25 protein-coding genes are annotated in these 23,609 nt (G+C 70.0%); 11 read left to right on the top strand and 14 right to left on the bottom strand.

From position 1 onward, the window contains the following. Nucleotides 1-7: 7 nt before the first annotated feature. The 3 genes from M2157_RS30760 to M2157_RS30750 all read right to left on the bottom strand — a co-directional run bounded on the left by M2157_RS30760 (nucleotide 8) and on the right by M2157_RS30750 (nucleotide 1,649). Nucleotides 8-694, bottom strand: a complete 687-nt coding sequence (locus M2157_RS30760; RefSeq protein ID WP_280866814.1) for a chaplin — start codon at nucleotides 692-694, stop codon at nucleotides 8-10. A gap of 105 nt (nucleotides 695-799) precedes the next feature. Further along, a complete protein-coding gene (locus M2157_RS30755; RefSeq protein WP_280857721.1) occupies nucleotides 800-1,051 on the bottom strand; it encodes a chaplin in 252 nt (83 codons plus the stop codon). A gap of 199 nt (nucleotides 1,052-1,250) precedes the next feature. Next, nucleotides 1,251-1,649, bottom strand: coding sequence for a rodlin (locus M2157_RS30750; protein ID WP_280857722.1), 399 nt, complete (start codon nucleotides 1,647-1,649; stop codon nucleotides 1,251-1,253). A 245-nt stretch (nucleotides 1,650-1,894) separates the two neighbouring features. On the opposite strand from M2157_RS30750, the gene M2157_RS30745 reads away from it, so the two are divergent. The 6 genes from M2157_RS30745 (at nucleotide 1,895) to M2157_RS30720 (ending at nucleotide 5,914) form a co-directional block, all read left to right on the top strand. Beyond that, a complete protein-coding gene (locus M2157_RS30745) occupies nucleotides 1,895-2,293 on the top strand; it encodes a rodlin (RefSeq protein WP_280857723.1) in 399 nt (132 codons plus the stop codon). Nucleotides 2,294-2,614: 321 nt separating this feature from the next. Then, entirely contained in the window at nucleotides 2,615-4,027 is a 1,413-nt protein-coding gene (locus M2157_RS30740; protein ID WP_280866813.1) for a condensation domain-containing protein, read from the top strand. A 214-nt stretch (nucleotides 4,028-4,241) separates the two neighbouring features. Continuing rightward, nucleotides 4,242-4,487, top strand: coding sequence for a hypothetical protein (locus M2157_RS30735; RefSeq protein WP_280857725.1), 246 nt, complete (start codon nucleotides 4,242-4,244; stop codon nucleotides 4,485-4,487). A 36-nt stretch (nucleotides 4,488-4,523) separates the two neighbouring features. Beyond that, complete coding sequence (locus M2157_RS30730; RefSeq protein ID WP_280866812.1) at nucleotides 4,524-4,862, top strand: hypothetical protein; 339 nt, start codon at nucleotides 4,524-4,526, stop codon at nucleotides 4,860-4,862. Between the two features lie 121 nt (nucleotides 4,863-4,983). Continuing rightward, entirely contained in the window at nucleotides 4,984-5,295 is a 312-nt protein-coding gene (locus M2157_RS30725) for a hypothetical protein (RefSeq protein WP_280866811.1), read from the top strand. Nucleotides 5,296-5,575: 280 nt separating this feature from the next. Beyond that, a complete protein-coding gene (locus tag M2157_RS30720; RefSeq protein ID WP_280857728.1) occupies nucleotides 5,576-5,914 on the top strand; it encodes a hypothetical protein in 339 nt (112 codons plus the stop codon). A 146-nt stretch (nucleotides 5,915-6,060) separates the two neighbouring features. On the opposite strand, the gene M2157_RS30715 is transcribed toward M2157_RS30720, so the two are convergent. The 3 genes from M2157_RS30715 to M2157_RS30705 all read right to left on the bottom strand — a co-directional run bounded on the left by M2157_RS30715 (nucleotide 6,061) and on the right by M2157_RS30705 (nucleotide 7,473). Continuing rightward, nucleotides 6,061-6,351, bottom strand: coding sequence for a hypothetical protein (locus M2157_RS30715; protein ID WP_280866810.1), 291 nt, complete (start codon nucleotides 6,349-6,351; stop codon nucleotides 6,061-6,063). A 169-nt stretch (nucleotides 6,352-6,520) separates the two neighbouring features. Then, nucleotides 6,521-6,805: a hypothetical protein gene (locus M2157_RS30710; RefSeq protein WP_280857730.1), complete on the bottom strand. Its 285-nt coding sequence runs from the start codon at nucleotides 6,803-6,805 to the stop codon at nucleotides 6,521-6,523. A gap of 155 nt (nucleotides 6,806-6,960) precedes the next feature. Beyond that, complete coding sequence (locus M2157_RS30705; protein WP_280857731.1) at nucleotides 6,961-7,473, bottom strand: hypothetical protein; 513 nt, start codon at nucleotides 7,471-7,473, stop codon at nucleotides 6,961-6,963. 466 nt (nucleotides 7,474-7,939) lie between these two features. Here M2157_RS30705 and M2157_RS30700 point away from each other — a divergent pair, with 466 nt between their 5' ends. The 3 genes from M2157_RS30700 to M2157_RS30690 all read left to right on the top strand — a co-directional run bounded on the left by M2157_RS30700 (nucleotide 7,940) and on the right by M2157_RS30690 (nucleotide 9,922). Beyond that, nucleotides 7,940-8,644: a hypothetical protein gene (locus M2157_RS30700; RefSeq protein WP_280866809.1), complete on the top strand. Its 705-nt coding sequence runs from the start codon at nucleotides 7,940-7,942 to the stop codon at nucleotides 8,642-8,644. Nucleotides 8,645-8,719: 75 nt separating this feature from the next. Further along, entirely contained in the window at nucleotides 8,720-8,995 is a 276-nt protein-coding gene (locus tag M2157_RS30695) for a hypothetical protein (protein ID WP_280857733.1), read from the top strand. A gap of 231 nt (nucleotides 8,996-9,226) precedes the next feature. Then, nucleotides 9,227-9,922, top strand: coding sequence for a chaplin (locus M2157_RS30690; RefSeq protein WP_280866808.1), 696 nt, complete (start codon nucleotides 9,227-9,229; stop codon nucleotides 9,920-9,922). Nucleotides 9,923-9,948: 26 nt separating this feature from the next. On the opposite strand, the gene M2157_RS30685 is transcribed toward M2157_RS30690, so the two are convergent. The 8 genes from M2157_RS30685 to iolC all read right to left on the bottom strand — a co-directional run bounded on the left by M2157_RS30685 (nucleotide 9,949) and on the right by iolC (nucleotide 21,345). Then, nucleotides 9,949-11,469, bottom strand: a complete 1,521-nt coding sequence (locus M2157_RS30685; protein ID WP_280866807.1) for a VWA domain-containing protein — start codon at nucleotides 11,467-11,469, stop codon at nucleotides 9,949-9,951. Nucleotides 11,470-11,615: 146 nt separating this feature from the next. Further along, on the bottom strand, nucleotides 11,616-12,482 hold the full coding sequence (locus tag M2157_RS30680) for an ABC transporter permease (protein ID WP_280857736.1): 867 nt from the start codon (nucleotides 12,480-12,482) through the stop codon (nucleotides 11,616-11,618). Further along, entirely contained in the window at nucleotides 12,479-15,127 is a 2,649-nt protein-coding gene (locus M2157_RS30675; protein ID WP_280866806.1) for an alpha/beta fold hydrolase, read from the bottom strand. Before M2157_RS30675 ends, M2157_RS30680 begins: the two co-directional genes overlap by 4 nt. Before the next feature lie 172 nt (nucleotides 15,128-15,299). Then, nucleotides 15,300-16,802 carry a CoA-acylating methylmalonate-semialdehyde dehydrogenase gene (mmsA, locus tag M2157_RS30670; RefSeq protein WP_280857738.1) on the bottom strand — a complete coding sequence of 501 codons (1,503 nt, stop codon included), beginning with the start codon at nucleotides 16,800-16,802 and terminating at the stop codon, nucleotides 15,300-15,302. A gap of 14 nt (nucleotides 16,803-16,816) precedes the next feature. Beyond that, complete coding sequence (gene iolD, locus M2157_RS30665) at nucleotides 16,817-18,694, bottom strand: 3D-(3,5/4)-trihydroxycyclohexane-1,2-dione acylhydrolase (decyclizing) (protein WP_280866805.1); 1,878 nt, start codon at nucleotides 18,692-18,694, stop codon at nucleotides 16,817-16,819. After that, a complete protein-coding gene (gene iolB / locus M2157_RS30660) occupies nucleotides 18,691-19,506 on the bottom strand; it encodes a 5-deoxy-glucuronate isomerase (protein ID WP_280866804.1) in 816 nt (271 codons plus the stop codon). The genes iolD and iolB overlap by 4 nt, the downstream gene beginning before the upstream one ends. A gap of 10 nt (nucleotides 19,507-19,516) precedes the next feature. Continuing rightward, nucleotides 19,517-20,398, bottom strand: coding sequence for a deoxyribose-phosphate aldolase (locus M2157_RS30655; RefSeq protein WP_280857740.1), 882 nt, complete (start codon nucleotides 20,396-20,398; stop codon nucleotides 19,517-19,519). Then, nucleotides 20,395-21,345 (bottom strand): 5-dehydro-2-deoxygluconokinase, encoded by a 951-nt coding sequence (gene iolC, locus M2157_RS30650; RefSeq protein WP_280857741.1) that lies wholly within the window; start codon nucleotides 21,343-21,345, stop codon nucleotides 20,395-20,397. The genes M2157_RS30655 and iolC overlap by 4 nt, the downstream gene beginning before the upstream one ends. Nucleotides 21,346-21,476: 131 nt before the next feature. On the opposite strand from iolC, the gene M2157_RS30645 reads away from it, so the two are divergent. Both M2157_RS30645 and M2157_RS30640 read left to right on the top strand, forming a co-directional pair. Then, a complete protein-coding gene (locus M2157_RS30645) occupies nucleotides 21,477-22,394 on the top strand; it encodes a sugar phosphate isomerase/epimerase (protein WP_266527891.1) in 918 nt (305 codons plus the stop codon). A 105-nt stretch (nucleotides 22,395-22,499) separates the two neighbouring features. After that, entirely contained in the window at nucleotides 22,500-23,456 is a 957-nt protein-coding gene (locus M2157_RS30640) for a helix-turn-helix domain-containing protein (RefSeq protein WP_280866803.1), read from the top strand. Nucleotides 23,457-23,609: the final 153 nt, after the last annotated feature.

The raw sequence follows: 23,609 nt of genomic DNA, 5'->3' as shown, positions 1-23,609 counted from the left end.
CCACGGGTCATCGACGGGACGCTGCTCGGCTTCGCCGGTACAGGACGGCTCCGGCCGCGATCAGTGCGGCGCTCGCGGCCGATGCCCCCATCAGGGCCTCGCTGCCGGTCTCCGCCAGAGCGGGCCGGTCGTCTCCGGGGTACGAGGGGGGCACGTGGTCGCGGTCGGCGGGGGGAGGCGTGCTCTTCCCGCCGGGCGGCGGGGTGGACGGAGGAGTCGTCGCAGGGGTGTCGCCGTATCCGTCCGAGGTGTCCTCGGCGCAGGCGTTGCCGAAGACGGGGTCGAGTAGGGTGGCCAGGCCGACGCTGTCGCCGCACACGTTCAGCGGCACCTCGACCGGGACCCGCACATCGTTGCCTGAGCCGGCGCCGGGCGAACCCTCGGTCCCGCCCTGCGCGTCCTCATCGTGGTCATGACCCGAGCCGTATGCGGAGTCGTCCTTGCCGTCCTCGTCCCGCGCCGCGCAGGCGTTGCCGAAAACGGGGTTGAGTGCGGCGATCACGTCGACCGTGTTGCCGCACAGGTTCAACGGCACGTCGACCGGGACCTGCACGTCGTTGCCGGACACCACACCCGGCGAGTCCACGGCGGTCCCGTTCGCCTGCGAATCCGCCAGGGCGGGACTGCCGCACAGGGACAGAACGCTCGTCGCGGCAGCGGCCGCGAACATTCCCCTGCTCAGGGTCTGTCGCACTCTTGATCGTCTTCCTGCTTGAAGAAATGGGAAAGCCGGCCTTGGAGCGGACAAGGATGTCCAAGGCCGGCCATGACACAGCCGTACGGCTGGTGCGGAACGACGTCAGCCGTTCACGCACACATTGCCGAACGCCGGGTTCAAGATCCCGCCAACGTTCACGGAATTGCCACACACATTGATGGCCGCGTGAATGGGAACCTGGACCACGTTGCCGGAGAGGAATCCTCCGGAACCTGCGGCGACACCCTGGGCCTCCGCGTCAGCAAAGGCCGGAGTAGCCGCACCCAGAGCCATGATCACGCCCGCAACGACAGCAGCGGTCTTCTTCATGAACTTTCCCTTCTCTGCGGTCATGCCTCATTGACGGCCGAAACCGCGCGAGCACAGCCGTACGGCTCGCACCATGACCAGCAGCCTGCACACGAGAAATTGACCGAAGAAGGGAAAATCAACGTGCGACACTCCGAAATTCACTCGGATGGGCCGCACAATACCGCCGCCGTACCGCCGAAAGAGCTACACAGCCGCCGACGCCCTCACCTTGCGGGGCGGCTCACTTCTCGCTGTTCGCCGACAGGACCGACACGTCCTCCAGGACGTGCGAGAGCGCGCCGTCCCGCTTGCTGTTCGTGGAGTTCTCGGTGCACTGCTGCTGCAGGTGGTCCGAGAGAACGGGGATGTCCTGGATGGCGCCGCCGATGAACCCGTCGACCGCGACGTCGGTGTCCTGGACGCCCAGGCAGGGCTTGTTGAGCGAGCCCTGCACCAGCGAGAGCTGCGGGCTCATAGTGCCCTTGGTCACCGAGTTGCCGAACTTCGACGAGGTGCCGTTGCCGTTGGCCACGGTCGGTCCCTTGTCGTCGCCGATGGCAAGCGCCTGGGGCGCGGCCGCCACCGACATGCCAATGACAGAAGCGGCAGCCGCCGCGGCGACCATTGCCTTCTTGAGCACTTCGCGTTCCTTTCGTCGTAGCGACGCATGTCCTACGGCCTCATCAACCGGACCCTCCCGAATTGGTTTCGGGGATTCACCCGGTTGGCCCGCATGAAATGCCGGACATCTGATCACCAGGGCCGATGACGCTCGCCGGGTGTCCTCGGTATGGGCCGACGGAGTGAACGGGAGAAACCATGCTGCGCCAATGCAGTTGAGCCAGAGCGCTCCCGCGCAGACGTTTCCTCCGAAAGGGTTGGCCAGTGATCAAGAAGTTTGTCGCCACTGCGGCTGTCGCCGCTTCCGCCTTGGGCGCCTCCGCTGCCGCGGCACCGCAGGCACTGGCGGTCGGGAACGACCAGGGCCCGAGCGTCACGAACGGCAACGCGGGATGGCAGGCCTTCGGCAACTCGACCACGTACGGGAAGATGAGCCCGCAGATCGCTCTCATCCAGGGCTCTTTCAACAAGCCGTGCGTCGCCGTGAACGACATTCCGGCCTCGGTCAACGGGGCCATCGGTGGCGCGATCCAGGACGTTCCGATCCTGTCCGACCACATGCAGCAGCAGTGCGCCGAGAACTCCTCGAACGTCAAGCGCGACGGCGCGCTGGCGCACCTGCTGGAGGACGTGTCGGTCCTGTCCCAGAACGGCGAGGGCTGACATCGACGGAAGGGCGGGGCCACCGAACCGATGGGTGGCCTCGCCCTTCGTGCGCCCTCGACCGGAGGGGTGCGGGGGAAGGTTGCCAACCCGCTTGCCATCCGAGCCGGTTGTGCGACACGCGGGCCCAAGTCGGGCCGTTGTCGCACCTGTTCGACTCATCCTGGTGTACGGCCGTTGAGCCGAGCGTGTCATCGCCCAAGGATCGCTTCGTCGTTCGAGGTGTCACACGTGTTGCTGAAATGACGGCGACACGGCAGCCACTGCTGCCACACGGCGGCCTCTTGATCAAGCTGGTGACTTCTGCGAAGGAGACCCCCCGTGCGAATTTCTGACATGCAGCGCTGCGAGGCCCGGCCGGGACAGCTCGTCGAGTGGACGGTCAGTGCGGCGACCGTCGCGGCTGCGGCGGTGCTGCCACCGGATCCGCGGCCGCCGGCGTACATCCAGGAGTCGCACGTCAGGACAGCGCGGTCGGTGCGTGAGGACGGTCTGTTCGTGCCGACATGGCTCGGAGCGGCCTTCGACCTGCCGGGCCGTGTGGACCTCGGTGCGCTGGAAGGGGCTCTGCGGGACTGGACTCTGCGGCACGAGACGCTGCGCAGCGGATTCAGGTGGGCCGGGGACGACATGCAGCGCTTCACGCTCGACGCGAGGGACGTGTCGCTGCAACGTGAGGTGGTCGGTGACTTCACCGACCCGGAGGCACTGGTCAGTTACCTCCAGGGCCGGTTCGACATCGCGGCGGACGCACTGGGTTGGCCGAATCTCATGTACGCGGCGGTCGTTCGCGAGGACTCCGTCAGTGTGTACATGGCCTTCGACCACACCAATGTCGACGCCTACTCCCTGCAGCGCATCCCGGAGGAGATCAGCGAGCTGTACATGGCCGGCGTCACGGGACGGCCCGTCGTCGGTACGCCGGTGGGAAGTTACGTCGACTTCTGCGAGCAGGAGCGGGCGAACGCGGACGGGATCGACGACACCCACGCGATCGTCGCGCGCTGGCGGGAGTTCGTGGGCCGGTGCGACGGAAGGCTCCCGGAGTTCCCCGTCGACCTCGGTGTGCAGCCCGGTGGGGTGCTGCCCGCCCAGAAGCTGCTGTGCGAGCCGCTCGTCGACGCGAGCGCCGCCGCCGCGTTCGAGGAGTACTGCCGTCCCTACGGCGGCAGCCTGGTGGGCATCCTGGCGGCGACCAGCCTCATCGTCCACGAACTCGGCGGACAGCCGGTCTACCGCACGGTCGTGCCGTTCCACACCCGGCTGAAGTCGGCGTGGTCGGATTCCGTGGGCTGGTATGTCGGCGGCGCCCCGATCGAGGTGCCCGCGGCCCGGGACTTCGAGGGAGCACTCGTCGCGGTCCGCGCCGAGTTGCGGGCCAACCGTTCGCTGGCGCGCATTCCGCTGGCCCGTGTACTGCGTCTGCTCGGCACGGACTTCCGTCCGACGTCACCCGACATGTACTCGATGGTCTCGTACGTTGACGCCCGCCTCATTCCCGGCTCGGCCCGCTGGGCGGAGCAGAGGGCGTACGGGCTGATCCGGGTGTCGTACGGCGACCAGGTGTGCGCCTGGGTCAACCGGCTGCACGAGGGCCTGTGGTTCGCCTGTCGCTACCCGGACACCGAGGTCGCCCGCAAGAACGTGCGGCGGTACGCCGAAGGACTGCGGGATGTGATCGTCTCCGTGCCCGCACATGGTCGCCTGCGGGTCGCAGAGCCGGTGTTCACCTGACACGACTGGCTTTTGCTTCAACCGCGTTGCCCCGTCCCCCTCGGCAACCCGTTTCCCCGGGCGGGCAGTTGGCGTCAACCCGGTGATGGTGCGGGGTGTATCCCCCTCAGGAACACGCCTGTTGCGTGCGAGTGCCTCCTATGACTACTGCTAGTATTCGTTCAGTCACGCTAGGCAATCAGCTGTGACGTCCGAGCGACGAACGAGGTGTTCCATGCGCAAGATTCAGCAGGTCGTGATCGCAGCAGCAGTGGCGGCCGGCGGCCTGTCCGCCGCCGGTGCCGGCACCGCCGCCGCCGACACCTCCGACGGGGGGCTGCAGGTGAACAACCTCTACCGCCCCTACCAGGAATGCAGTCCGCAGACGGTGGCCGAGAACAACGTCCCGATCGGCGTGCTCGGCCTCGCGACCACCACGGACACCACCTGCAGCCAGTTCAACACCGCCTTCCAGGGCTGAACCCGGCAGGCACCCCCACAAAGGACAACGCATCAGATGTTCAACAGAAGGAAGATCGCGGCCCTTTCGGTGTTGACCGGGGGCCTCCTCATGACCTGCGTCGGCATCACCCAGGCGCAAGCCGCGGCGGGCCCGGGAAACTGCACGCGCGACCTGTTCGGTTTCACCTGCACCCAGCGGATCACGGGAGTGATCCCCGAAGACGGCGTCATCCCCCACCAGGAGACCTGCAAGCCGGTCGAGCCCGTGACACTGCCCGCCGCCCTTGGCAACGGCAGGGCGCGGCTGGGCCCCGAGGTGACCTGCGCCGCCCCGGCATTGACCGCGCCTGACGCGGTCGGCACCGCACCGGAGGAGAACGGCCTGTTGGGCTGAGCCTCACAAACCGACGACGCGACATGGGGAACGTAGATCCTCGATAGCTACACAGTGTGTGTATATGCTCACATTGAGTAGCCAAGCCGGGCGGTCCTGCCCGGGTGAGAAAGGGTCAACCATGCGTATGTTTCAGCGTGCTGCAGTCGTAGCGGCAGCGATTGCGGGGCTGTCCACCATCGGTGCCGGCGTCGGTTTCGCCGGTGACAACGGCGAAGCGCCTCCGCCGATCAGCGCCGTGGCCAACTCGTCGGCCAACGCCGTCGCCTTCGGGGGCGACTACTACACCCTGCCGCAGGCCCAGCCCGAGGGCCAGCCGGAAGCCCAGCCTGAGGGTCAGCCGGAGGAGCAGCAGCAGCCCGAGGCCCAGCCGGAGGCTCAGCCCGAGGCCCAGCCCGAGGCCCAGCCGGAGGAGCAGCACGGCGAAGAGTAGGAACCGCGCCGCAAGCCCATCCGCACCGCGCCACAACGAACGAACCACCGTTCTTGGGAAGCCTGACGCACATTGCACGAACTCAACGTCTCGGTCCCGCACCGCTTCAGCGGGTTCAACGGTGTGCTGAGTGAATCCCCGTGGCGAATGCAGCCCGGACGCGCCGCTCGATCAGGGCACGCGTCCGGGCTGCGGCCGTCTGTTTCGACCTTCTCGGGCTCGAGTGCACACCGGTTGACGGCATGTGCGCTCGGGCCTCCGTCGTAAAGGAATACCGCACATGTTCACTGCGCAGAAGATCGCCGCCGTCTCGGGGCTCATCACAGGTCTCGCCGCGATCTGCCTCGGCGCCCCATACGCCTACGCGGACGACGGCAACTGCGCGATCACCGCGCAGGGTGACACCGTCTGCATTCGCAAGAGTGAGACGCAGATCGACAAGGATGACGCGCATATCGTCGAGCAGAAGCAGGCCTGCTCGACAGCAGACCGGCCGAACGTGGTGGACTGGCAGGACAAGATGCTCGACGGCGGGTCCACGAGCGTCGGACCGGTCGTGGAGTGCTCCAACACCGCCCCTCTGCCCAAGCAGTTCAAGAAGCCGCACATCGAGTTCTGAGCATGACGGCGAAATGCCGGGCCGGGATGATTCCCGGCCCGGCATTTCGGTTTTTGGGGAAGTGGTCTTTGGGAAAGTGCTGCCGACGCAACGAAAATCCCCGGTGCCCCGTCAGCGATTCGGGGGCACCGGGGAAAGACTGTGTCTTACTTGCCGACCGTGTTGTCGCAGCCCATGCTCGAGCCCAGGGACGTCTGCTGGGCGCCCGGGTTGCCCTCGCCGTTCAGGAGGTTGCCGCCGAGGCCGTTGCCGATGCCGACCTCGCCGAGGATGTCGACGTTGGTGTCGTGCGACGTGCACTTGCTGGTCTGCATGATATCGAAAGCGTCGCCACCGCCCTTGCGCCCACCCTGGTCGGCGTGGGCGGTGCCGGCACCCAGGAGGCCGATGCTCCCGAATGCGGCGAGGAGGACGGCAGCCGTGCGGAGCTTGCGCATGTCATCTCCGGTGAAGTGAGGTGGACGCGATCCGTGTTGATCGACATCAGTGCGGTCATGAAGGTCGAAGGGAACCTTCGCCGCCTGGCATGCCTGGCGGCACGCGAATGGTCCCGGCCCTGCGCCGGGACCATTCGCGGTGTTCGGCGCCTGAGCGCCGGGAAGTGCCTCAGAAGGCGCTGTTGTTGCAGCCCATCGTGGAGCCGATGTCGGTGGCCTGAGCACCCGGGTTGCCCTCGCCGTTGAGGCCGTTGCCCAGCAGGCCGTTGAGGATGCCGACCTCGCCGAGGACGTCAAGGTTCAGGTCGTGCGAGCGGCAGCTGGAGCTCTGCGAGATCTTGAACTTGTCCCCGCCGTCCTTCCCTCCATGACCGTCGGCGTGGGCGGTGCCACCCACGAGGCCGATGCTGCCGAGGGCAACGACCAGGACGGCAACGTTGCGAAGCTTGCGCATGTCATCTCCGGTGAGAGTGAATGGGTGCGATCTGTGCCAGATCGACTCCTTACAGTTACAGGAGATTAGTGCGAAGTATCCCAAAACGGTCAGAGGCGCGCCGATTTCGTGTCCTCGGAGCGAAAGCACCCGAAAGTCGTATCGCGTGCGAAGAGCTAGCGCGCGTTGGCGAGGGCGCTGGAGAGGGCATTCGACTGGCTGTTGGCCTGGGTGCATTCGATGCCCCGGGTCTGGGAGGCGGCGAGCACCGCGACCGGGACGTTCGCGTCGAGCAGGGACTGCGGGCTGCACTCCTGGGCCGGCCGGAACAGGTTGTTCTGAGCCGGCGCGACACCCTGCACTGGCCGCGCCGTCTGCGCCGTCTGCGGGGCCGGGGAGGAGAGTTGAGGGTTGATCTGCGGGTTGAGCTGAGGGTTGAGCTGCGGTGCAACCTGGGTGCCGCGCTGCGCGGCCGGGGCCGGGGCCGGCTGCTGAACGGTCGGCGAGCCATAGCTCTGCGTGGTCGCCTGAGCGGACGTGGCCGTGGTGGCCTGGGCGTCCGGCTGCGAAACGGGAGGCGGCACAGCCCCGTTCAAGGAGGGAGTGACTGCTGAGCTCGATCCTGCCCCGACGGCGGCCAGTCCGCCGGCCGCTGCGACGACGAACGCGATTTGCTGGAGCTTGCGCATGGAATTCTCGGCCCTTCATTGACCTGTGCACGAAAATCTGGGGAAACGCTGATACGGCAGCGCAGTTGCAGCTGTTCGCACTGCCCTGAGTGGCTGCGATGGACCAACGTCCTTGCCCCGTGGGGAACGACACGAGAAGAGACGCAGATACGGGCGCCGGGGCGTGGTCACCCATTTGCCGCATACGGCGTACGGGCGGCGACACGCGCCCCCCACGCGGCAAACGGGTGACGGGCCGCGGGATTCCGTGACCCCGGCCAGGCGTCCTCGTTCCAACCGGGAGAGGGCAGCGGTCGTGGACCTGAAATGGGTGAGTCGAGTCGCTGCCGGCTTTGATGCGAAGTCCGCGTGCCACTCGGGATCACCGTTGCTGACCGTGCAGTTGGGAGCAGCGCACCGGCTGCACGCGTGACCGCACTCAATGCAATGGACTTCCCTATTTCAGGTATGAAGGGCCGAGAGTTTCATGCGCAAGCTTCACAAGGCCGTGCTCCTAGTAGCAGCGGCCAGCGGTCTGTCCGCCATGGGCACCGGCATCAGCCATGCCGACTCTCCCATCACTCCCCCGCCGGCGCCGGCTCCCGACAACCCGGCTCCGCAGGCCGCCCCGGCGCCCGCCTACCAGTCGGCACCTCAGGCCGCGCCCGCACCCGCCTACCAGCAGGCACCGCAAGCTGCCCCGGCGCCGGCGTACCAGCCGGCACCGCAGGCCGCGCCCGCACCCGCACCCGCACCCGCACCGGCACCGGCACCGGCACCGGCACCGGTCTACCAGCAGGCACCGCAGCCCGCTCCGGCGCCCGTCTACCAGCAGGCGCCGCAGCACGCCAGCTACGCCGCCGCCTCGTCGCAGGGATCGGCACAGGCCTCCGCCTCGCCGTACGCGCAGCAGGCGGCACCCGCGCAGCCCGCACCGGCCACACCCGTACAGCCCCAGGTCGTGCCGCAGGTCATGCCGCAGGTCGCCCCCCAGTTGGCCGTCCCGCAGACCTTCGCGCCAGAGCCGCCGCCGACTGTCACCCCTCAGGTGAACCCGCAGGTCAACCCGCAGGTGAACCCGCTCATCAACCCGCAGCTCGCGTCGGCGGGCGCGCCGCAGCTGGCTCCGGTCGGCCTCGGACAGCTCGCGGCGCCTCCCGTCGGCCAACTGGGGCTTCCCCGACTCGGCTGACGGTCGCCCGAGCCTCGTCCACCCCCTCCCAGCTCGATCTCTTGCAGACCCCATCCGCTCGAAATGGAGTACCCCATGCGCACGTTCCACAAGGCAGTCCTCGTGGGCGCCATCCTCGGCAGTGTCGGCTCCTTCGGCGCCGGCGCCGCCGTGGCACACGGTGAGCCGGGCAATGACTTCGACATCGCGCAGGGCATCGAATGCCGCTCGCACGACATGAACATCGAGGTGCTCGGCAGCGTCGGCGCCCTGACCGGCCTGGCGGGCAACCTGCTGAACGGCGAGGGCAACCCCGGTGCGCAGCAGAACCACCTCGGTTCGGACATGGGTTGCGACAACCAGGCGTTCTGACGGACTCCACCGCCCTGCAGGCGGCCTTGACCCTCCCCTGCGCCGAGACGCTCTCGGTGCGGGGCGAGGGTTTTTCCGTGAAGCGGCACTGCCGTGCGAACGGGCCCCAACTGGTGTACGCACACAACCCCGTTCCGGGCAAAAGACTGAAAAACCATTACTTCCGTGGTTTCACGCATGTTTCACCGAGTGCGGGTGAGTGCCCGCGACATGTCTGAAGGGCAGGGACCCATGAAACGGGCTATCCGAAACAGTGTGATCGCCGTCGCCGTCGCCTCTGGTGCGATGGCAGTCGCGGGGCCAGTGCAGGCCGACTCCACCGCTGACAGCTCCGCAGAGGGCTCGCCCGGGGTGCTCTCCGGCAACAACGTCCAGTTGCCCGTGCACGTCCCGGTGAACGTGTGCGGCAACACCCTGAACGTGGTCGGGCTCCTCAACCCCGCCATGGGCAACCGCTGCGCCAACGAGGACGGCGAACACGGGGGCGACAAGAAGTCCGCGGCTCCGGGCGGGGCCGCGGCCGAGGGCAGCGCCCACGACTCGCCGGGTGTCGTCTCCGGCAACAACGTCCAGCTTCCGGTTGATCTGCCCGTGAACCTCACCGGCAACAGCGCGAACCTGGTGGGTATCGGCAATCCCGCCTTCGGCAACGAGTCGGTCAACGGCCCGGTCGACCGTCCCAACGAGACCGAGGACCGGTCCGTACCGTCCACGCCGCGGGTCCCTCACCAGCCGTCGCACCGGGCCAAGGGGCACCAGGCGCCGGACGGGTCCCCCGCCGTCGTACAGCAGGAAGCGGTGGCCGCGCTCGCGGAGACCGGAGCGGACGACCTCTGGGTGCCGAGCGTGGCGAGCCTGGCCCTCCTGAGCGCCGGCGCGGTGCTGTACCGGCGCTCTCGTCCGAGCGCGGGCGCCCGCCAGGGGTGATCCCGGCGGGCTGCCCGGCGGGACGGTCACTCGAGGTGCTTCGCCTGCCGGATGGTGTCAGCGAGCTGTCGTACCGCCCGGTCCTCCGTGATGTCCGCCAACGTGTCCGCCCGGTCGGCCAGTTCGCTCAGGCGTGGAGCTCCCGGCAGGGGGCTCCAGGGGTCGTCGCCCCGGCGGAGGGCGTCGGCGAAGTAGGCGGCCACCGCGGTGACCTGGAGGCGCGGGCGCGCGCTGCCCAGGGAGTCGGCGAGGGTGTCCGACTCCAGCTGGCCCGACTCCTCGTGCGGGGTGCGGGTCTCGGGGTCCTGCCAGCGGACGGTGGCGGTGGCGAGGTGGCCGTCCGCGCCCGGTCGGGTGCGGACGGCGTAGAGGGCGGTGACGGTGTGACCGGGGCCGACCTCGCCGCCGTCGACGCGGTCGTCGCGGAAGTCGTCGTCGGCGACGCGGCGGTTGTCGTAGCCGACGAGCCGGAAGTCGGTGACCGTCTCCGGGTCGAAAGCGACCTGGGCCTTGGCGTCGCGGGCGGTGAGGTCGATGTTCTGCGGGAGCTGCTCGCAGAAGACCTCGCGGGCGTCCTTCTCGTCCGAGACGTACGTGGTGTGGCCGTCGCCCTTGTCGGCGAGGCGTTCCATCAGGGCGTCGCCGTAGTCGCTGCCCACTCCGACGCCGAAGAGGGTGATGCCGTGTTCGCGGCGGGCGCCGTCGATGCGGTCGAGGATGGTGTCGGGGTCGGTGTCGCCGTCGTTGGCGAGGGCGTCGGAGACCAGGACGACCCGGTTGGTGGCGCCCTCACGCAGGCCCTTGACGGCGGTGGCGTAGCCGGTCTCGACGCCCGCGCCGAGGTTGGTGGAGAAGGTGGGCTCCAGGCCGTCGATCGCGTCGTGGATCTTGTCGCGGTTGCCGTCGAGGCGGGTCATCGGCAGGACGGTCTCGGCCCTGTCGCTGAAGGTGACGATCGCCACCGAGTCGTCGTCGCGCAGCCGGTCCGTCATCACGCCGAGGGACTCCTGGGCGAGGTCGAGTCGGCCGGGTTCGGACATGGAGCCGGAGATGTCGATGACGAAGGTGAGGGCGGCCGGCGGGCGTTCGCCGCTCTGCCCGTCCGCGTTCCGGGTGGCCAGGCCCACGCGGACCAGGGACCAGTTCCTTTCGTCGGTGCGGGCGCCGTCGACGGTCACCGTGAAGCCGTTGCCGTCGGGACGCTCGTAGTCCTGGCGGAAGCTGTTGACGAACTCCTCGGGGCGGATCGTCGAGGGTTCGGGGCGCTGTCCGTCGGCGAGGGTGCGGCGGGCGTAACCGTAGGACGCGGTGTCGACGTCGAGGGCGAAGGTGGAGAGGTGGTCGGGGGCGGTGTCGCGGGACTCGTCGTCCGGTTCGCCGCTCCCCCGGCTGTACTCGGGGGCCGGGACGGCGGTCGCGCCGTTCGCCCGGTCCGTGCTGCTGTCGTCGCCCGAGCCGCCCGCCCCGCATCCCGTGAGGAGCAGGCCGCCCGCCGCGGTGAGTGCGAGGAGAGCGGCCCGCAGCCGCCGTGTCCCGTACCGGTCCATCGTCCGTGCCCCCTTGGCCAGTTGACGCCGTGTCTGTGACTGTGACGGGCCGGGGGGCCGGAACGTGCGCTACGGGGGGTTGCGGATGGATCTCGAACAGGGCACGGACCACGGCCTTCGAGACCGGTGGGTGATCCTCCGGTGACCTACGACACCACGTCCTTGCGGGCGAAACCGCGGAAGGCCAGCGCGAACAGCACGAGGGCGTACGTTATCGACAGGGCCGTGCCCTGGATCATGTCGGACCACTCCAGTTGCGGTCGGACGGCGTCGAGCCAGGCGTACTGCCAGTGCGAGGGCAGGAAGTCCCGCCAGTCGCCGAGCGCCGTCACCTGGTCGAGCACGTTGCCGACGATGGTCAGGCCGACCGCGCCGCCGACCGCGCCCAGCGGGGCGTCCGTCCTGGTGGACAGCCAGAACGCCAGGGCCGCGGTGACCAGTTGGGACACGAAGATGTACGCCACCGTGACCATGAGGCGCTGCGCCGCGGTGCCGGCGGCCAGCTCACCGCCGGTGGGCAGCTCCAGCGGGCCCCAGCCGTAGGCCGCCGTGCCGACGGCGAGCGCGACGAGCGGCAGGAGCAGCATCGCGGCCAGGCTGAGCCCGAGTCCGACGACCAGCTTGGACCACAGCAGCCGGGCCCGGGGCACGGGCGCCGCCAGCAGGTAGCGCAGGGAGGACCAGCCGGCCTCGGAGGCGACCGTGTCCCCGCAGAACAGGGCGACGGGGACGACCAGGAGGAAGCCCGCCGAGGCGAACAGGTTCACCGCGGCGAAGTTGGCGCCGGACAGGGTGGCCGTGTCCATCAGGTTCACCCGGTTGTTGTCGCCGCCCGGCCCGCCGCCCACCTGGAAGGCGATGAGCAGCACGAACGGCAGAGCGAACAGGATCCCGGCCATGACCATCGTGCGGCGGCGCTTCAGCTGCCGGACCAGTTCCACCCTCAGGGGCAGCGTGCGGCCGGCGCGGTAACCGTCGGCGACCTCCGCGCTGTCGATCAGCGTGCTGCTCATGCGGAGTCTCCGATCAGGGTGAGGAAGGCGTCTTCGAGGCGGCGGTGGGGGCCGACCGCCTCCACGGGGACCTCCAGCCGGACGAGTTCGGCGACCAGGTGCCGGGCGCTGCCGTCGGCGTCGAGGCGGACCACCAGTCCGCCGTCGGTGCGGACCGCCGAGGCCACGCCGGGCAGCGCGGCGACCTTCTCGACGAGGGGTTCGTCGACCGGGCCGGCCGTGCCGACCAGCAGGGTGTCGCCGGAGCCGATGATCTCGCCGACCGGGCCCGCCTGGACGAGCTGCCCGTGGTCCATCACCACCAGGTGGGTGCAGGACTGTTCGACCTCGGACAGCATGTGGCTGGAGACGATCACCGTGCGGCCGGCCGCCGCGTAGCGGATCATCACCTCGCGCATCTCGCGGATCTGCGGCGGGTCGAGTCCGTTGGTCGGCTCGTCCAGTATCAGCAGGTCGGGCAGGCCGAGCATGGCCTGGGCGATGGCGAGGCGCTGGCGCATGCCCTGCGAGTAGGTGCGGACCGCGCGCTCCAGGGCGGCACCGAGGCCGGCGATCTCCAGGGCCTCGTCCAGGTGGGCGTCCTGCGGCGGGCGGCCGGTGGCCCGCCAGTACAGCTCCAGGTTCTCCCGGCCGGACAGGTGCGGCAGGAAGCCCGCGCCCTCGACGAAGGCGCCGACGCGGGACAGCACGGGGGCGCCGGGCGCGATGGCGTGGCCGAAGACGCGGATCTCGCCGCCGTCCGGTGTGATCAGGCCCATCAGCATGCGCAGGGTGGTCGTCTTGCCCGCGCCGTTCGGGCCGAGCAGGCCGAGGACCTGGCCCTTCTCGACCCGGAAGGACAGGTCGCGGACCGCGTACCGGTCTGCGGACTTGGCGTACCGCTTGCTCAGGTCCCTTATCTGCAGGGGGACTTCGGCCAGGCCCGGGTCGGGGGCGGGGGCCGTGGTGCGGCGCCTCGCCGTCAGGAGGAGGGCGAGCGCGGTCACCGCGCCGGCCAGGGGCAGCCACCACACCCACGAGGGCAGCGGCGCGGCCGCGTCGCTGTCGGCGAGGGTGGTCGGCACCTTCAGGTCGCCCTTGAGGGAGACCGTGTACGTGGCCGGGGCGGCCGGTGAGGCGTAGCCGAGGTCGGTGGAGGCGAGGACCAGGCGCAGCCGGTGGCCGTCCTGCACCTCGTGGTCGATCGCCGGGAGGGTGAGGGTGACGTCCTTGCCGGCCTTGGCGCCCTCGACGCGGAGGGGCTCGACCAGCTGGGAGGGCAGCACCTGCTGTCCGCGGCCGGGGCCGACGTCGTACACCTTGGCGAACAGGACCGCGTCGTCGCTCGTCGACTTCACGTGGACGGTGACCGTCGGGGACCCGGTGATCTGCAGGTCGTCCTTGACGGGGGCCGACTCGAAGGCGGCGTACTGGCCGGGGAAGTCGAGGGAGATCCCGACGCCGAGCGTGGAGAGCTGGGCGAGGCCGGCGGCGCCGCCGATGCCGGGCAGGGCGGAGACGGCGGGCGGGCTGGAGCCGGCCGGGTTCTCGAAGGACTGCTCGCGTCCGGCGAGGGCGATCGGGCGCGGGTCGCCCTCCAGGCCGGGGTAGGTGTCGGCGGCCACGCCGGTCAGCCGGGTCTCGCCGTCGCCGGTGTCGGTGCCGAGGGTGCGGGTGACGCGGAAGGCGGGGCCGGTGTCGGCGCCCTTGTCGTCCTTGAGGTAGCGGTCGAACCAGGAGGCGACCCGGGCCTGGACCCGGCCGGTCTCCATGTCGCCGCCGTCGTGCCCGCCCGCGATCCAGTCGACGTCGACGGGGGCGCCGTTGGCGCGGATCGCCTTCGCCGCGGCGTCGGCCTGGCCGAGCGGGAAGAGGGAGTCGGTCTGGCCCTGCAACAGCAGGGTGGGCACCTTGATGCGGTCGCCGACGGCCGACGGCGAGCGCTCGTCCAACAGCTTCTCGGCCTGCGCGTCCGGGGTGCCGGACTCGGCGACCCGCTCGTACATCTGGCACAGCTGCGGCTCGAACTTCGCGCAGCCGCCGCCGGAGTTGACGAAGATGCCCGCCCAGAGCTTCTTGAACACGCCGTTCGGGAAGAGGGCGTCGCTGAGGTTCCAGTAGGTGATCGCCGGGGCGATGGCGTCCACGCGGTCGTCGTAGCCGGCGGCGAGCAGGGAGATCGCGCCGCCGTACGAGGCGCCCGCGACGCCGACGCGGGGGTCGCCGGGCTTGTCGAGCTGGACCTGCGGCTGCCGGGCGAGCCAGTCGATCAGCTTCCTGACGTCCTGGACCTCACCCTTCGGGTCGTTCAGTCCGATCTTCCCGGTGGATTTGCCGAAGCTTCGCGCGGACCAGGTCAGTACCGCGTACCCGTCCCTGGCCAGGTTCTCGGCCTGCTCGCGCACGTCGTCCTTGCTGCCGCCGAAGCCGTGCGCGAGCAGTACGGCGGGCCGGCGTCCCGCGTCGGACGAGGTGAAGTACGAGGTGTCTATGCGCACGCCGTCGAGGGCCATGATCTGGTCCTCCCGGTGCACCGGGGCCGGCTTGTCGTCGGCCACGGCCGTCCATGTCCCGGCACCGGCGAGCACGACGACGGCGGCCACGGCGGCGGCGAGCCGTCGTGGCCGCCGACGTAGGTCACGCAGCGGCGGCAGTCGAAGATCCATGTGTCAACGGTACGGGGTGAAAAGGCCGGTGAGTCGTCGACCAGGGAGTGAACCGGGGCCATCCCGTGGGGGTACGGCGGCGCTCTCGTGTACCGCGTTCGCGGTACGGCCGACGGCCGGTGACACGACGGCGCCCCGACTCTCCGGCGGAGGGTCGGGGCGCCGTAGGTGCTCAGTGGTTGCGCGGGAAGCCCAGGTCGACGCCCGCCGGGGCGTCGGCCGGGTCGGGCCAGCGGGTGGTGACGACCTTGCCGCGGGTGTAGAAGTGCGTGCCGTCGTTGCCGTAGATGTGGTGGTCGCCGAAGAGCGAGTCCTTCCAGCCACCGAAGGAGTGGTAGCCGACGGGGACCGGGATCGGGACGTTCACGCCGACCATGCCGGCCTCGACCTCCAGCTGGAAGCGGCGGGCGGCGCCGCCGTCCCGGGTGAAGATCGCGGTGCCGTTGCCGAACGGCGAGGCGTTGATGAGGGCGATGCCCTCGTCGTAGGTGTCGACGCGCAGCACGGTCAGCACCGGGCCGAAGATCTCGTCCTGGTAGGCCTTCGCCGTGGTCGGGACCTTGTCGAGGAGCGAGATGCCGATCCAGTGGCCGTCCTCGAAGCCCTCGACCGTGTAGCCGGAGCCGTCCAGGACGACCTCGCAGCCCTCGGCCGCCGCGCCCGTGACGTAGGACGCCACCTTGTCGCGGTGCACCTTGGTGATGAGCGGGCCCATCTCGGAGGCCGGGTCGTTGCCGGGGCCGATCTTGATCTTCTCGGCGCGTTCGCGGATCTTGTCGACCAGCTGGTCGCCGATGGCGCCGACCGCGACGACCGCGGAGATGGCCATGCAGCGCTCGCCCGCGGAGCCGTAGGCGGCGGAGACGGCGGCGTCGGCGGCCGCGTCCAGGTCGGCGTCCGGCAGGACCAGCATGTGGTTCTTGGCGCCGCCCAGGGCCTGGACCCGCTTGCCGTTCGCGGAGGCGGTGGTGTGGATGTAGCGGGCGATCGGGGTCGAGCCGACGAAGGAGACGGCCTTGACGTCCGGGTGCTCCAGGAGGCGGTCGACGGCCACCTTGTCGCCGTGCACGACGTTGAAGACACCGTCGGGCAGACCGGCCTCGGCCAGCAGCTCGGCGATCTTGAGGGAGGCCGACGGGTCCTTCTCGGACGGCTTGAGGACGAAGGTGTTGCCGGTCGCGATGGCGATCGGGAACATCCACATCGGGACCATCGCCGGGAAGTTGAACGGCGTGATGCCCGCGACGACACCGAGCGGCTGGCGGATGGAGGCGACATCGACGCGGCTGGCGACCTCGGTCGACAGCTCGCCCTTGAGCTGCACGGTGATCCCGCACGCCAGGTCCACGATCTCCAGGCCGCGCGCGACCTCACCGAGGGCGTCGCTGTGCACCTTGCCGTGCTCGGCGGTGATCAGCTCGGCGATCGCGTCCCGGTTCGCCTCGAGCAGCGCCCGGAAGCGGAACAGGATGGTGGTGCGCTTGGCGAGCGAGGAGGTGCCCCAGGTCGCGAACGCGTCCTTGGCGGCGGCGACCGCGGCGTCGACCTCGTCGACCGACGCGAACGCGACCTTGGTGGTGACCGCGCCGGTCGCCGGGTCGGTGACCGGCCCGTAGTTCCCCGACGCGCCTTCGACGGTCTTGCCGCCGATCCAGTGGTTGACGATCTTCGTCATGACCGAGTACTCCTTCACAGATGGCGGCGTCGGGTAGAGACGTGCCGTTCGTACAGCTCTCGGGCCTTCACCGCAGACGGTCGGGTCGCGGTTTCGGCCACAGGTACATCCCACCAGGCCTGCGCCGGAGGCGCGCCCGACACTGTGTCTGCCGTTTCGGTCTCGACGTAGACACATGTGGGAGTGTCGGCGGCCCGCGCCTCTTCGAGGGCGGCGCGGAGGTCTCGTACGGTCTTCGCGCGCAGCACGCGCATACCGAGGCTGGCCACGTTGGCGGCCAGGTCCACGGGCAGCGGGGCGCCCGTGTAGGTGCCGTCGTCGGACTGGTAGCGGTAGGCCGTGCCGAACCGCTCGCCGCCGACCGTCTCGGACAGGCCGCCGATGGAGGCGTAGCCGTGGTTCTGGATCAGGAGCAGCTTGATCGCTATGCCCTCCTGCACGGCCGTGACGATCTCCGTCGGCATCATCAGGTACGTTCCGTCGCCGACCAGCGCCCAGACGTTGCGGTCGGGCGCGGCCATCTTCACACCGATCGCGGCCGGGATCTCGTAGCCCATGCAGGAGTAGCCGTACTCCAGGTGGTACTGGTCCCTCGACCGGGCGCGCCACAGTTTGTGCAGGTCGCCGGGGAGGGAGCCGGCCGCGTTGATGACGACGTCCGACTCGTCCACCAGGGCGTCCAGGGCGCCGAGGACCTGCGGCTGGGTCGGCCTGATGTCGGGCTCGTCGGCCTCGAAGCAGGCGTCGACGCGCTGCTCCCAGCGCTCCTTGTCGAGCGTGTACTCGTCGACGTACGCGTCCGTCACCTGGTGGGCGTGCAGCCGGAGTGCGTCGGTGAGCTCCGTCAGGCCGCTGCGGGCGTCCGCGACCAGGGGCGCGCCGGCGAGCTTGTGGCCGTCGTAGGGCGCGATGTTGAGGTTGAGGAAGCGGACACCGTCGGCGGCGAACAGGGTGCCGGAGGCCGTGGTGAAGTCCGTGTAGCGGGTGCCGACGCCTATCACCAGGTCGGCCTGGCGGGCCAGTTCGTTGGCGGTGGCGGTGCCGGTGTGGCCGACGCCGCCGACGTCCTGGGGGTGGTCGTGGCGCAGGGAGCCCTTGCCGGCCTGGGTGGAGGCGACCGGGATGCCGGTGGTGCCCGCGAACTCGGCGAGGGCCTCCTCGGCGCGGCTGTGGTGGACTCCGCCGCCGGCGATGACGAGCGGGCGCCGGGCGGTGCGGATCGTCTGAACCGCTTCGGTGAGTTCGGTCGGGTCGGCACCCGGTCGTCGTACGACCCAGGTGCGCTCGGCGAAGAACTCGTCCGGCCAGTCGTGGGCCTCGGCCTGGACGTCCTGCGGGAGGGCGAGGGTCACGGCGCCGGTCTCGACGGGGTCGGTGAGGACCCGCATGGCCTGGAGGGCGGCCGGGATCAGGGCTTCCGCACGCGTGACGCGGTCGAAGTACTTCGACACGGGCCGCAGACAGTCGTTGACGCTGATGTCGCCCGCGTACGGCACTTCGAGCTGCTGGAGGACCGGGTCGGCGACCCGGGTGGCGAAGGTGTCACCGGGCAGGAGCAGAACCGGCAGGTGGTTGATGGTCGCGAGGGCCGCGCCCGTCACCAGGTTGGTGGCGCCCGGGCCGATGGACGTCGTCACCGCGTGGGTGGAGAGGCGGTTCGACTGACGCGCGTAGCCCACGGCCGCGTGCACCATGGACTGCTCGTTGCGGCCCTGGTGGTAGGGCATGTCGTCGGCGTACTCGACGAGCGCCTGGCCGAGGCCCGCGACATTGCCGTGGCCGAAGATGCCCCAGGTCGCGGAGATCGACCGCTGCCGTACGCCGTCGCGTTCGGTGTACTGGGCGGCGAGGAAGCGGACCAGCGCTTGTGCGACGGTCAGGCGGGTGGTCATCGGTAACCCTCCGTATGGTCCGGGTGGAAGCAGATCCGCCACTCCCGCGTCTCACCCGGCCCCGCCATGACGTTCAGGTAGTACATGTCGTGGCCGGGCTGGGCGATGGACGGGCCGTGCCATCCGTCGGGGACGAGGACGGCGTCGCCGGAGCGGACCTCGGCGAGGACGTCGGATCCGCCCTCACGGGAGGGAGATACGCGCTGATAGCCGAAACCGTTCGGGCCGTCGATCTCGAAGTAGTAGATCTCCTCCAGCTCCGCTTCCACGCCGGCCCGGTGCTCGTCGTGCTTGTGCGGCGGATACGAGGACCAGTTGCCGCCGGGAGTGACCACCTCGACGGCGATGAGCTTGTCGCAGTCGAAGGCGTCGGCGGAGGCGAAGTTGCGGACGTGCCGCAACTGGCTGCCACTGCCGCGTTCTTCGACGGGGACCTCCGGCGCGGGGCCGTAGCGGGCGGGGAGTCGTCGCTCGCACTTCGCTCCTGCCAGGGCGAAGCGGCCTCCCGCGCCGGAGGCGATCAATGCCTGGGCGTCACGGGGCACGTACGCGAAGTCCGAGACTCCGGCGAACACGCTTTCCCGGCCCAGGAGTTGGAACTCTTCGTTATCGGTGTGGACGGTACAGGCGCCCTCCAGCGGAAGCACGATCCACTCGCTGTCACCGGAGGTGAAGGTGTGGGTGCCGCCGGGTGCCAGCTCGACGATCCGCAGGCTGCTGTGGGTCCAGCCCGCCCGCTTGGGGTCGATGTCCAGCGTGTACTGGGCGTTGGCGGAGCCGCCCTTGGGGACGTACAGCTCGTTCTGTGTCATGCGGCGGCCCTCACAGCAGTCCTACGGCGGTGTCCACGGCGGCGGCCACGTCGCCGTCCGCCGGATACAGCAGCGAACGGCCGACCACCAGTCCGCGCACGGTGGGGAGTTGGAGGGCGCCGCGCCACTTCTCGTACGCGCCGTCCTGGTCGTCTCCGACCTCGCCGCCGAGCAGCACGGCGGGGAGTGTGGAGGTCGCCATGACCTCGCCCATGTCGTCGGGGTTGTCGGTGACCGGGACCTTGAGCCAGGTGTAGGCAGAACTGCCGCCCAGGCCCGAGGCGATGGCGATCGACTTGCTGACGGCCTCGGCGGAGAGGTCGTTCCTGACCTTGCCCTCGGTGGTGCGGCCGCTGATGAACGGCTCGACGAACACGGGGAGCTTGCGAGCCGCCATGTCGTCGATGGCGCGGGCCGTGGACTCCATCGTGGTGAGGGAGCCCGGGTCGTCGTAGTCGATGCGCAGGAGCAGTTTGCCGGCGTCGAAGCCGAGGCGCTGGATGTCCTCGGGGCGGTGGCCGGTGAAGCGGTCGTCGAGCTCGAAGCTCGCGCCCTGGAGGCCGCCGCGGTTCATGGAGCCCAGGACGACCTTGCCGTCCAGGGCGCCGAGCAGCAGCAGGTCGTCCAGGATGTCGGCGGTGGCGAGGACGCCGTCGACGCCGGGGCGGGACAGCGCCAGGCACAGGCGCTCGAGCAGGTCGCCGCGGTTGGCCATGGCCATCCGGTTGCCGCCGACGCCGAGCGCGCCCCGGGCGGGGTGGTCGGCGGCGACGATCATCAGGCGGCCGTTGTCGTTGAGCAGCGGCCTGCGGGGGCGGCGGGCGGCCGCCTCGGCGATCGCTTCGGGGTGTTCGGCACGCAGGCGGACGAGTTCCGCGATGTCGACCCTCACTTGACCGCTCCCGCCGCGATTGCGCTGTCGATCTCGTCGGGCGTCGGCATCGCCGAGCTGCACTCCAGACGGGAGGCGACGATGGCCCCGGCCGCGTTGGCGTGCCGCATGATCTTCTCCAGGTTCCAGCCGCTGAGCAGGCCGTGGCAGAGGGAGCCGCCGAAGGCGTCACCGGCGCCGAGGCCGTTGAGGACGTTCACGGGCAGGGGCGGGACCTCGGCGGACTCGCCGCTGCTGTTGACGGCGAGGACGCCCTTGGGGCCCTGCTTGACGACCGCCAGTTCGACACCGGCGTCCAGGAGGGCGCGGGCGGCGGCGTGCGGCTCGCGTACGCCGGTGGCGACCTCGACCTCGTCGAGGTTTCCGACGGCGACGGTGGTGTGGCGCAGGGCCTCTTCGTAGAAGGGGCGGGCCTCCGCCGGGTCCTTCCAGAACATCGGGCGCCAGTCCAGGTCGAAGACGGTGGTGCCCGCCTTCGCGCGGTGGGCGAGGGCCGCCAGTGTCGCCGTACGGCTGGGCTCCTCGCTGAGGCCGGTGCCGGTGACCCAGAAGATGCTCGCCTCGCGGATCGCGTCGAGGTCCAGCTCGTGGGCGTCGATCTCCAGGTCGGGGGCCTTGGGCCGGCGGTAGAAGTACAGCGGGAAGTCGTCCGGCGGGAAGATCTCGCAGAAGGTGACGGGGGTCGGCAAGCCCTGGACCGGGGTGACCCAGCGGTCGTCCACGCCGAAACCCTGGAGGGCCTCGTGCAGATAGGTGCCGAAGGGGTCGTCGCCGGTGCGGGTGATCACCGCGGTCCGCCGTCCCAGGCGGGACGCGGCGACCGCGACGTTGGTCGCCGATCCGCCGAGGAACTTGCCGAAGGACGTCACCTGCGGCAGCGGGACACCGGTCTGGAGTGGATACAGGTCCACACCGATCCGCCCCATGGTGATCAGGTCGTACGCCATCGGCTTCCCTTCGTACCTGCGTCGGCTCTCCCGGCGTTTGTAGCCCCGGACGCCGAGCCCTGTCAATGTTTTGTCCAGACATTCGGACGAGACCTTGACAGCGCTTGCTGTCCGAACCGAAGCTGGCCGGCATGACAGCGCCCGCACCTCAGCCCTCACTGTCCCGCATCCGGATCGGCTCGGCTCCCGACTCCTGGGGCGTGTGGTTCCCCGACGACCCCCAGCAGGTCCCCTGGCAACGCTTCCTCGACGAGGTCGCGGACTCCGGTTACGAGTGGATCGAGCTGGGGCCGTACGGGTACCTCCCGACCGACCCCACGGTCCTCACCGAGGAGGTCTCCCGGCGTGGCCTGAAGGTGTCCGCGGGCACCGTCTTCACCGGCCTGCACCACGGCGAGGCCGTGTGGGAGAAGACCTGGGCGCATGTCGCGGACAACGCGGTGCTGGCGCAGGCGATGGGTGCCAGGCACCTTGTCGTGATTCCGTCGTTCTGGCGGGACGACAAGACGGGTGAGGTGCTGGAGTCGTCCTCGCTGACGCCCGAGCAGTGGCGGAACCTGACCTCGCTGACCGAGCGGCTGGGGCAGCGGGTGCGGGAGGAGTACGGCCTGCAGATCGTCGTCCACCCGCATGCGGACACCCACATCGACAGCGAGGAGAACGTCGTCCGGTTCCTCGACGGGACGGACTCCTCCCTGGTGTCGCTGTGTCTGGACACCGGGCACTACGCGTACTGCGGCGGCGACAGCGTCAAGCTGATCGAGACGTACGGGTCGCGGATCGGGTATCTGCACCTCAAGCAGGTGGATCCGGAGATCCTCGCGGACGTACGGGCCAAGGGGACGCCGTTCGGGCCCGCGGTGGCACAGGGTGTGATGTGTGAGCCGCCTTCGGGTGTGCCGGCGCTCGGGCCTGTGCTGGAGGCGGCGGGACGGCTGGATGTCGATCTGTTCGCGATCGTCGAGCAGGACATGTATCCGTGTGAGCCGGATCGGCCGCTGCCGATCGCCCAGCGGACCAGGGCGTTTTTGCGGTCCTGCGGGGCGTAGTCTTCGGCCGCGGGCGGGTCGCCGCTGGTCGCCCGTCGCCGGTCGCGCAGTCCATGGTGCCCCCGGAGGGTGTTGCTGTGGCCCGTCGGCTGTGAAGCTGGGGGGATGGTGTTGGTCCGTACCGGGCGTGGGTCCGGTGGGTTCTGGGAGTTCGCCCTCGCGGCGCCTCATCCTCGGCTGCGGCCCGGGGTGTTGAGCTATCGCGGGATCCGGCTGGCGATGGACCGGCCGCGACGGCGCCTCGAAACACCCGTCGGGGCCGCCACGCTGCTGTTGGGGTTCGAGCAGCCCGTGCGCATCACGCGCGCGGGACGGGCTCCGGAGACACTCGTCTCCGTCTTCTGCGGGCCCACCACCACACCCGCCGTCGGTGAACACGGCGGCCGGCTGTCCGGCATCGAGGTGATGCTCACACCCTGGGCCGCGTTCACGCTGTTCGGGACCCCGCAGTACGAGACCGCCGACAGGGTCGTCGACCCCGACGCGCTTCCGCACACCCTGGACCGGCGGGTCGGTGAACTCGCCGCCGCGCTGGCGGTGTTGCCCTCCTGGGAGGAGCGCTTCCGGTTGCTGGACGACGTGTTCGCGCGGTGGTGGGACGCCGGTACGCCCTGTTCGGACCGGGTGGTGCGGGCCTGGTCGGAGCTCGTGCGGACGGGCGGTGCCATGCCGGTGCGGCGGCTCGCCGAGGAGGTGGGCTGGAGTGTGCGGCATCTGGAGAACCGGTTCCGGGAGCAGATCGGGCTGGGGCCCAAGGCGGCGGCGAGAGTCCTGCGGTTGCAGCGGGCCCGGCGGCTGCTCGCCGCGGGGCATGGACAGGCGGCGACCGCGGCGGCCTGCGGGTTCTACGACCAGGCGCATCTGAGCGGCGAGTTCAAGGCGATGACCGGGTGCACGCCTCGGGAGTTCACGACGGCCCGGCGGCTGCCCTTGGCTGCCGCGCCGCCCGGGGACCGGATGGATGGTGAGGCGACGAGCTTGATCCTTGCGGGCGGGACGTCTGGGACCGCTGGGATGGCTGGGACTTCCGGTGGCTCCGGGGCACCCGGGCACTTCCGGTAACTCCGGTGGGCCAAGGGGCCCGGCACATCCGGTAACTCCGGTGGGCCCGTGGCGCCCGGCACATCCGGTAACCCCCGGTGCACCGGTACATCCGGCGGGCCCGGGGTGCAGGGGATACACGGGATACACGGGATGCACCGGGCACTTCCGGTG

Source organism: Streptomyces sp. SAI-127, from assembly GCF_029894425.1.
Classification (GTDB): domain Bacteria; phylum Actinomycetota; class Actinomycetes; order Streptomycetales; family Streptomycetaceae; genus Streptomyces.
This window is presented reverse-complemented; position numbering and strand designations above follow the sequence as displayed.

What these genes read in the sequence shown, in the direction of transcription:
- M2157_RS30755 (WP_280857721.1), bottom strand. Translation starts at nt 1,051, where the DNA reads ATGACCGCAGAGAAGGGAAAGTTCATGAAGAAGACCGCTGCTGTCGTT.
- M2157_RS30735 (WP_280857725.1), top strand. Translation starts at nt 4,242, where the DNA reads ATGCGCAAGATTCAGCAGGTCGTGATCGCAGCAGCAGTGGCGGCCGGC.
- M2157_RS30730 (WP_280866812.1), top strand. Translation starts at nt 4,524, where the DNA reads ATGTTCAACAGAAGGAAGATCGCGGCCCTTTCGGTGTTGACCGGGGGC.
- M2157_RS30725 (WP_280866811.1), top strand. Translation starts at nt 4,984, where the DNA reads ATGCGTATGTTTCAGCGTGCTGCAGTCGTAGCGGCAGCGATTGCGGGG.
- M2157_RS30720 (WP_280857728.1), top strand. Translation starts at nt 5,576, where the DNA reads ATGTTCACTGCGCAGAAGATCGCCGCCGTCTCGGGGCTCATCACAGGT.
- M2157_RS30715 (WP_280866810.1), bottom strand. Translation starts at nt 6,351, where the DNA reads ATGCGCAAGCTCCGCACGGCTGCCGTCCTCCTCGCCGCATTCGGGAGC.
- M2157_RS30710 (WP_280857730.1), bottom strand. Translation starts at nt 6,805, where the DNA reads ATGCGCAAGCTTCGCAACGTTGCCGTCCTGGTCGTTGCCCTCGGCAGC.
- M2157_RS30705 (WP_280857731.1), bottom strand. Translation starts at nt 7,473, where the DNA reads ATGCGCAAGCTCCAGCAAATCGCGTTCGTCGTCGCAGCGGCCGGCGGA.
- M2157_RS30700 (WP_280866809.1), top strand. Translation starts at nt 7,940, where the DNA reads ATGCGCAAGCTTCACAAGGCCGTGCTCCTAGTAGCAGCGGCCAGCGGT.
- M2157_RS30695 (WP_280857733.1), top strand. Translation starts at nt 8,720, where the DNA reads ATGCGCACGTTCCACAAGGCAGTCCTCGTGGGCGCCATCCTCGGCAGT.
- M2157_RS30690 (WP_280866808.1), top strand. Translation starts at nt 9,227, where the DNA reads ATGAAACGGGCTATCCGAAACAGTGTGATCGCCGTCGCCGTCGCCTCT.
- M2157_RS30685 (WP_280866807.1), bottom strand. Translation starts at nt 11,469, where the DNA reads ATGGACCGGTACGGGACACGGCGGCTGCGGGCCGCTCTCCTCGCACTC.
- M2157_RS30680 (WP_280857736.1), bottom strand. Translation starts at nt 12,482, where the DNA reads ATGAGCAGCACGCTGATCGACAGCGCGGAGGTCGCCGACGGTTACCGC.
- M2157_RS30675 (WP_280866806.1), bottom strand. Translation starts at nt 15,127, where the DNA reads ATGGATCTTCGACTGCCGCCGCTGCGTGACCTACGTCGGCGGCCACGA.
- mmsA (WP_280857738.1), bottom strand. Translation starts at nt 16,802, where the DNA reads ATGACGAAGATCGTCAACCACTGGATCGGCGGCAAGACCGTCGAAGGC.
- iolD (WP_280866805.1), bottom strand. Translation starts at nt 18,694, where the DNA reads ATGACCACCCGCCTGACCGTCGCACAAGCGCTGGTCCGCTTCCTCGCC.
- iolB (WP_280866804.1), bottom strand. Translation starts at nt 19,506, where the DNA reads ATGACACAGAACGAGCTGTACGTCCCCAAGGGCGGCTCCGCCAACGCC.
- iolC (WP_280857741.1), bottom strand. Translation starts at nt 21,345, where the DNA reads ATGGCGTACGACCTGATCACCATGGGGCGGATCGGTGTGGACCTGTAT.
- M2157_RS30645 (WP_266527891.1), top strand. Translation starts at nt 21,477, where the DNA reads ATGACAGCGCCCGCACCTCAGCCCTCACTGTCCCGCATCCGGATCGGC.
- M2157_RS30640 (WP_280866803.1), top strand. Translation starts at nt 22,500, where the DNA reads ATGGTGTTGGTCCGTACCGGGCGTGGGTCCGGTGGGTTCTGGGAGTTC.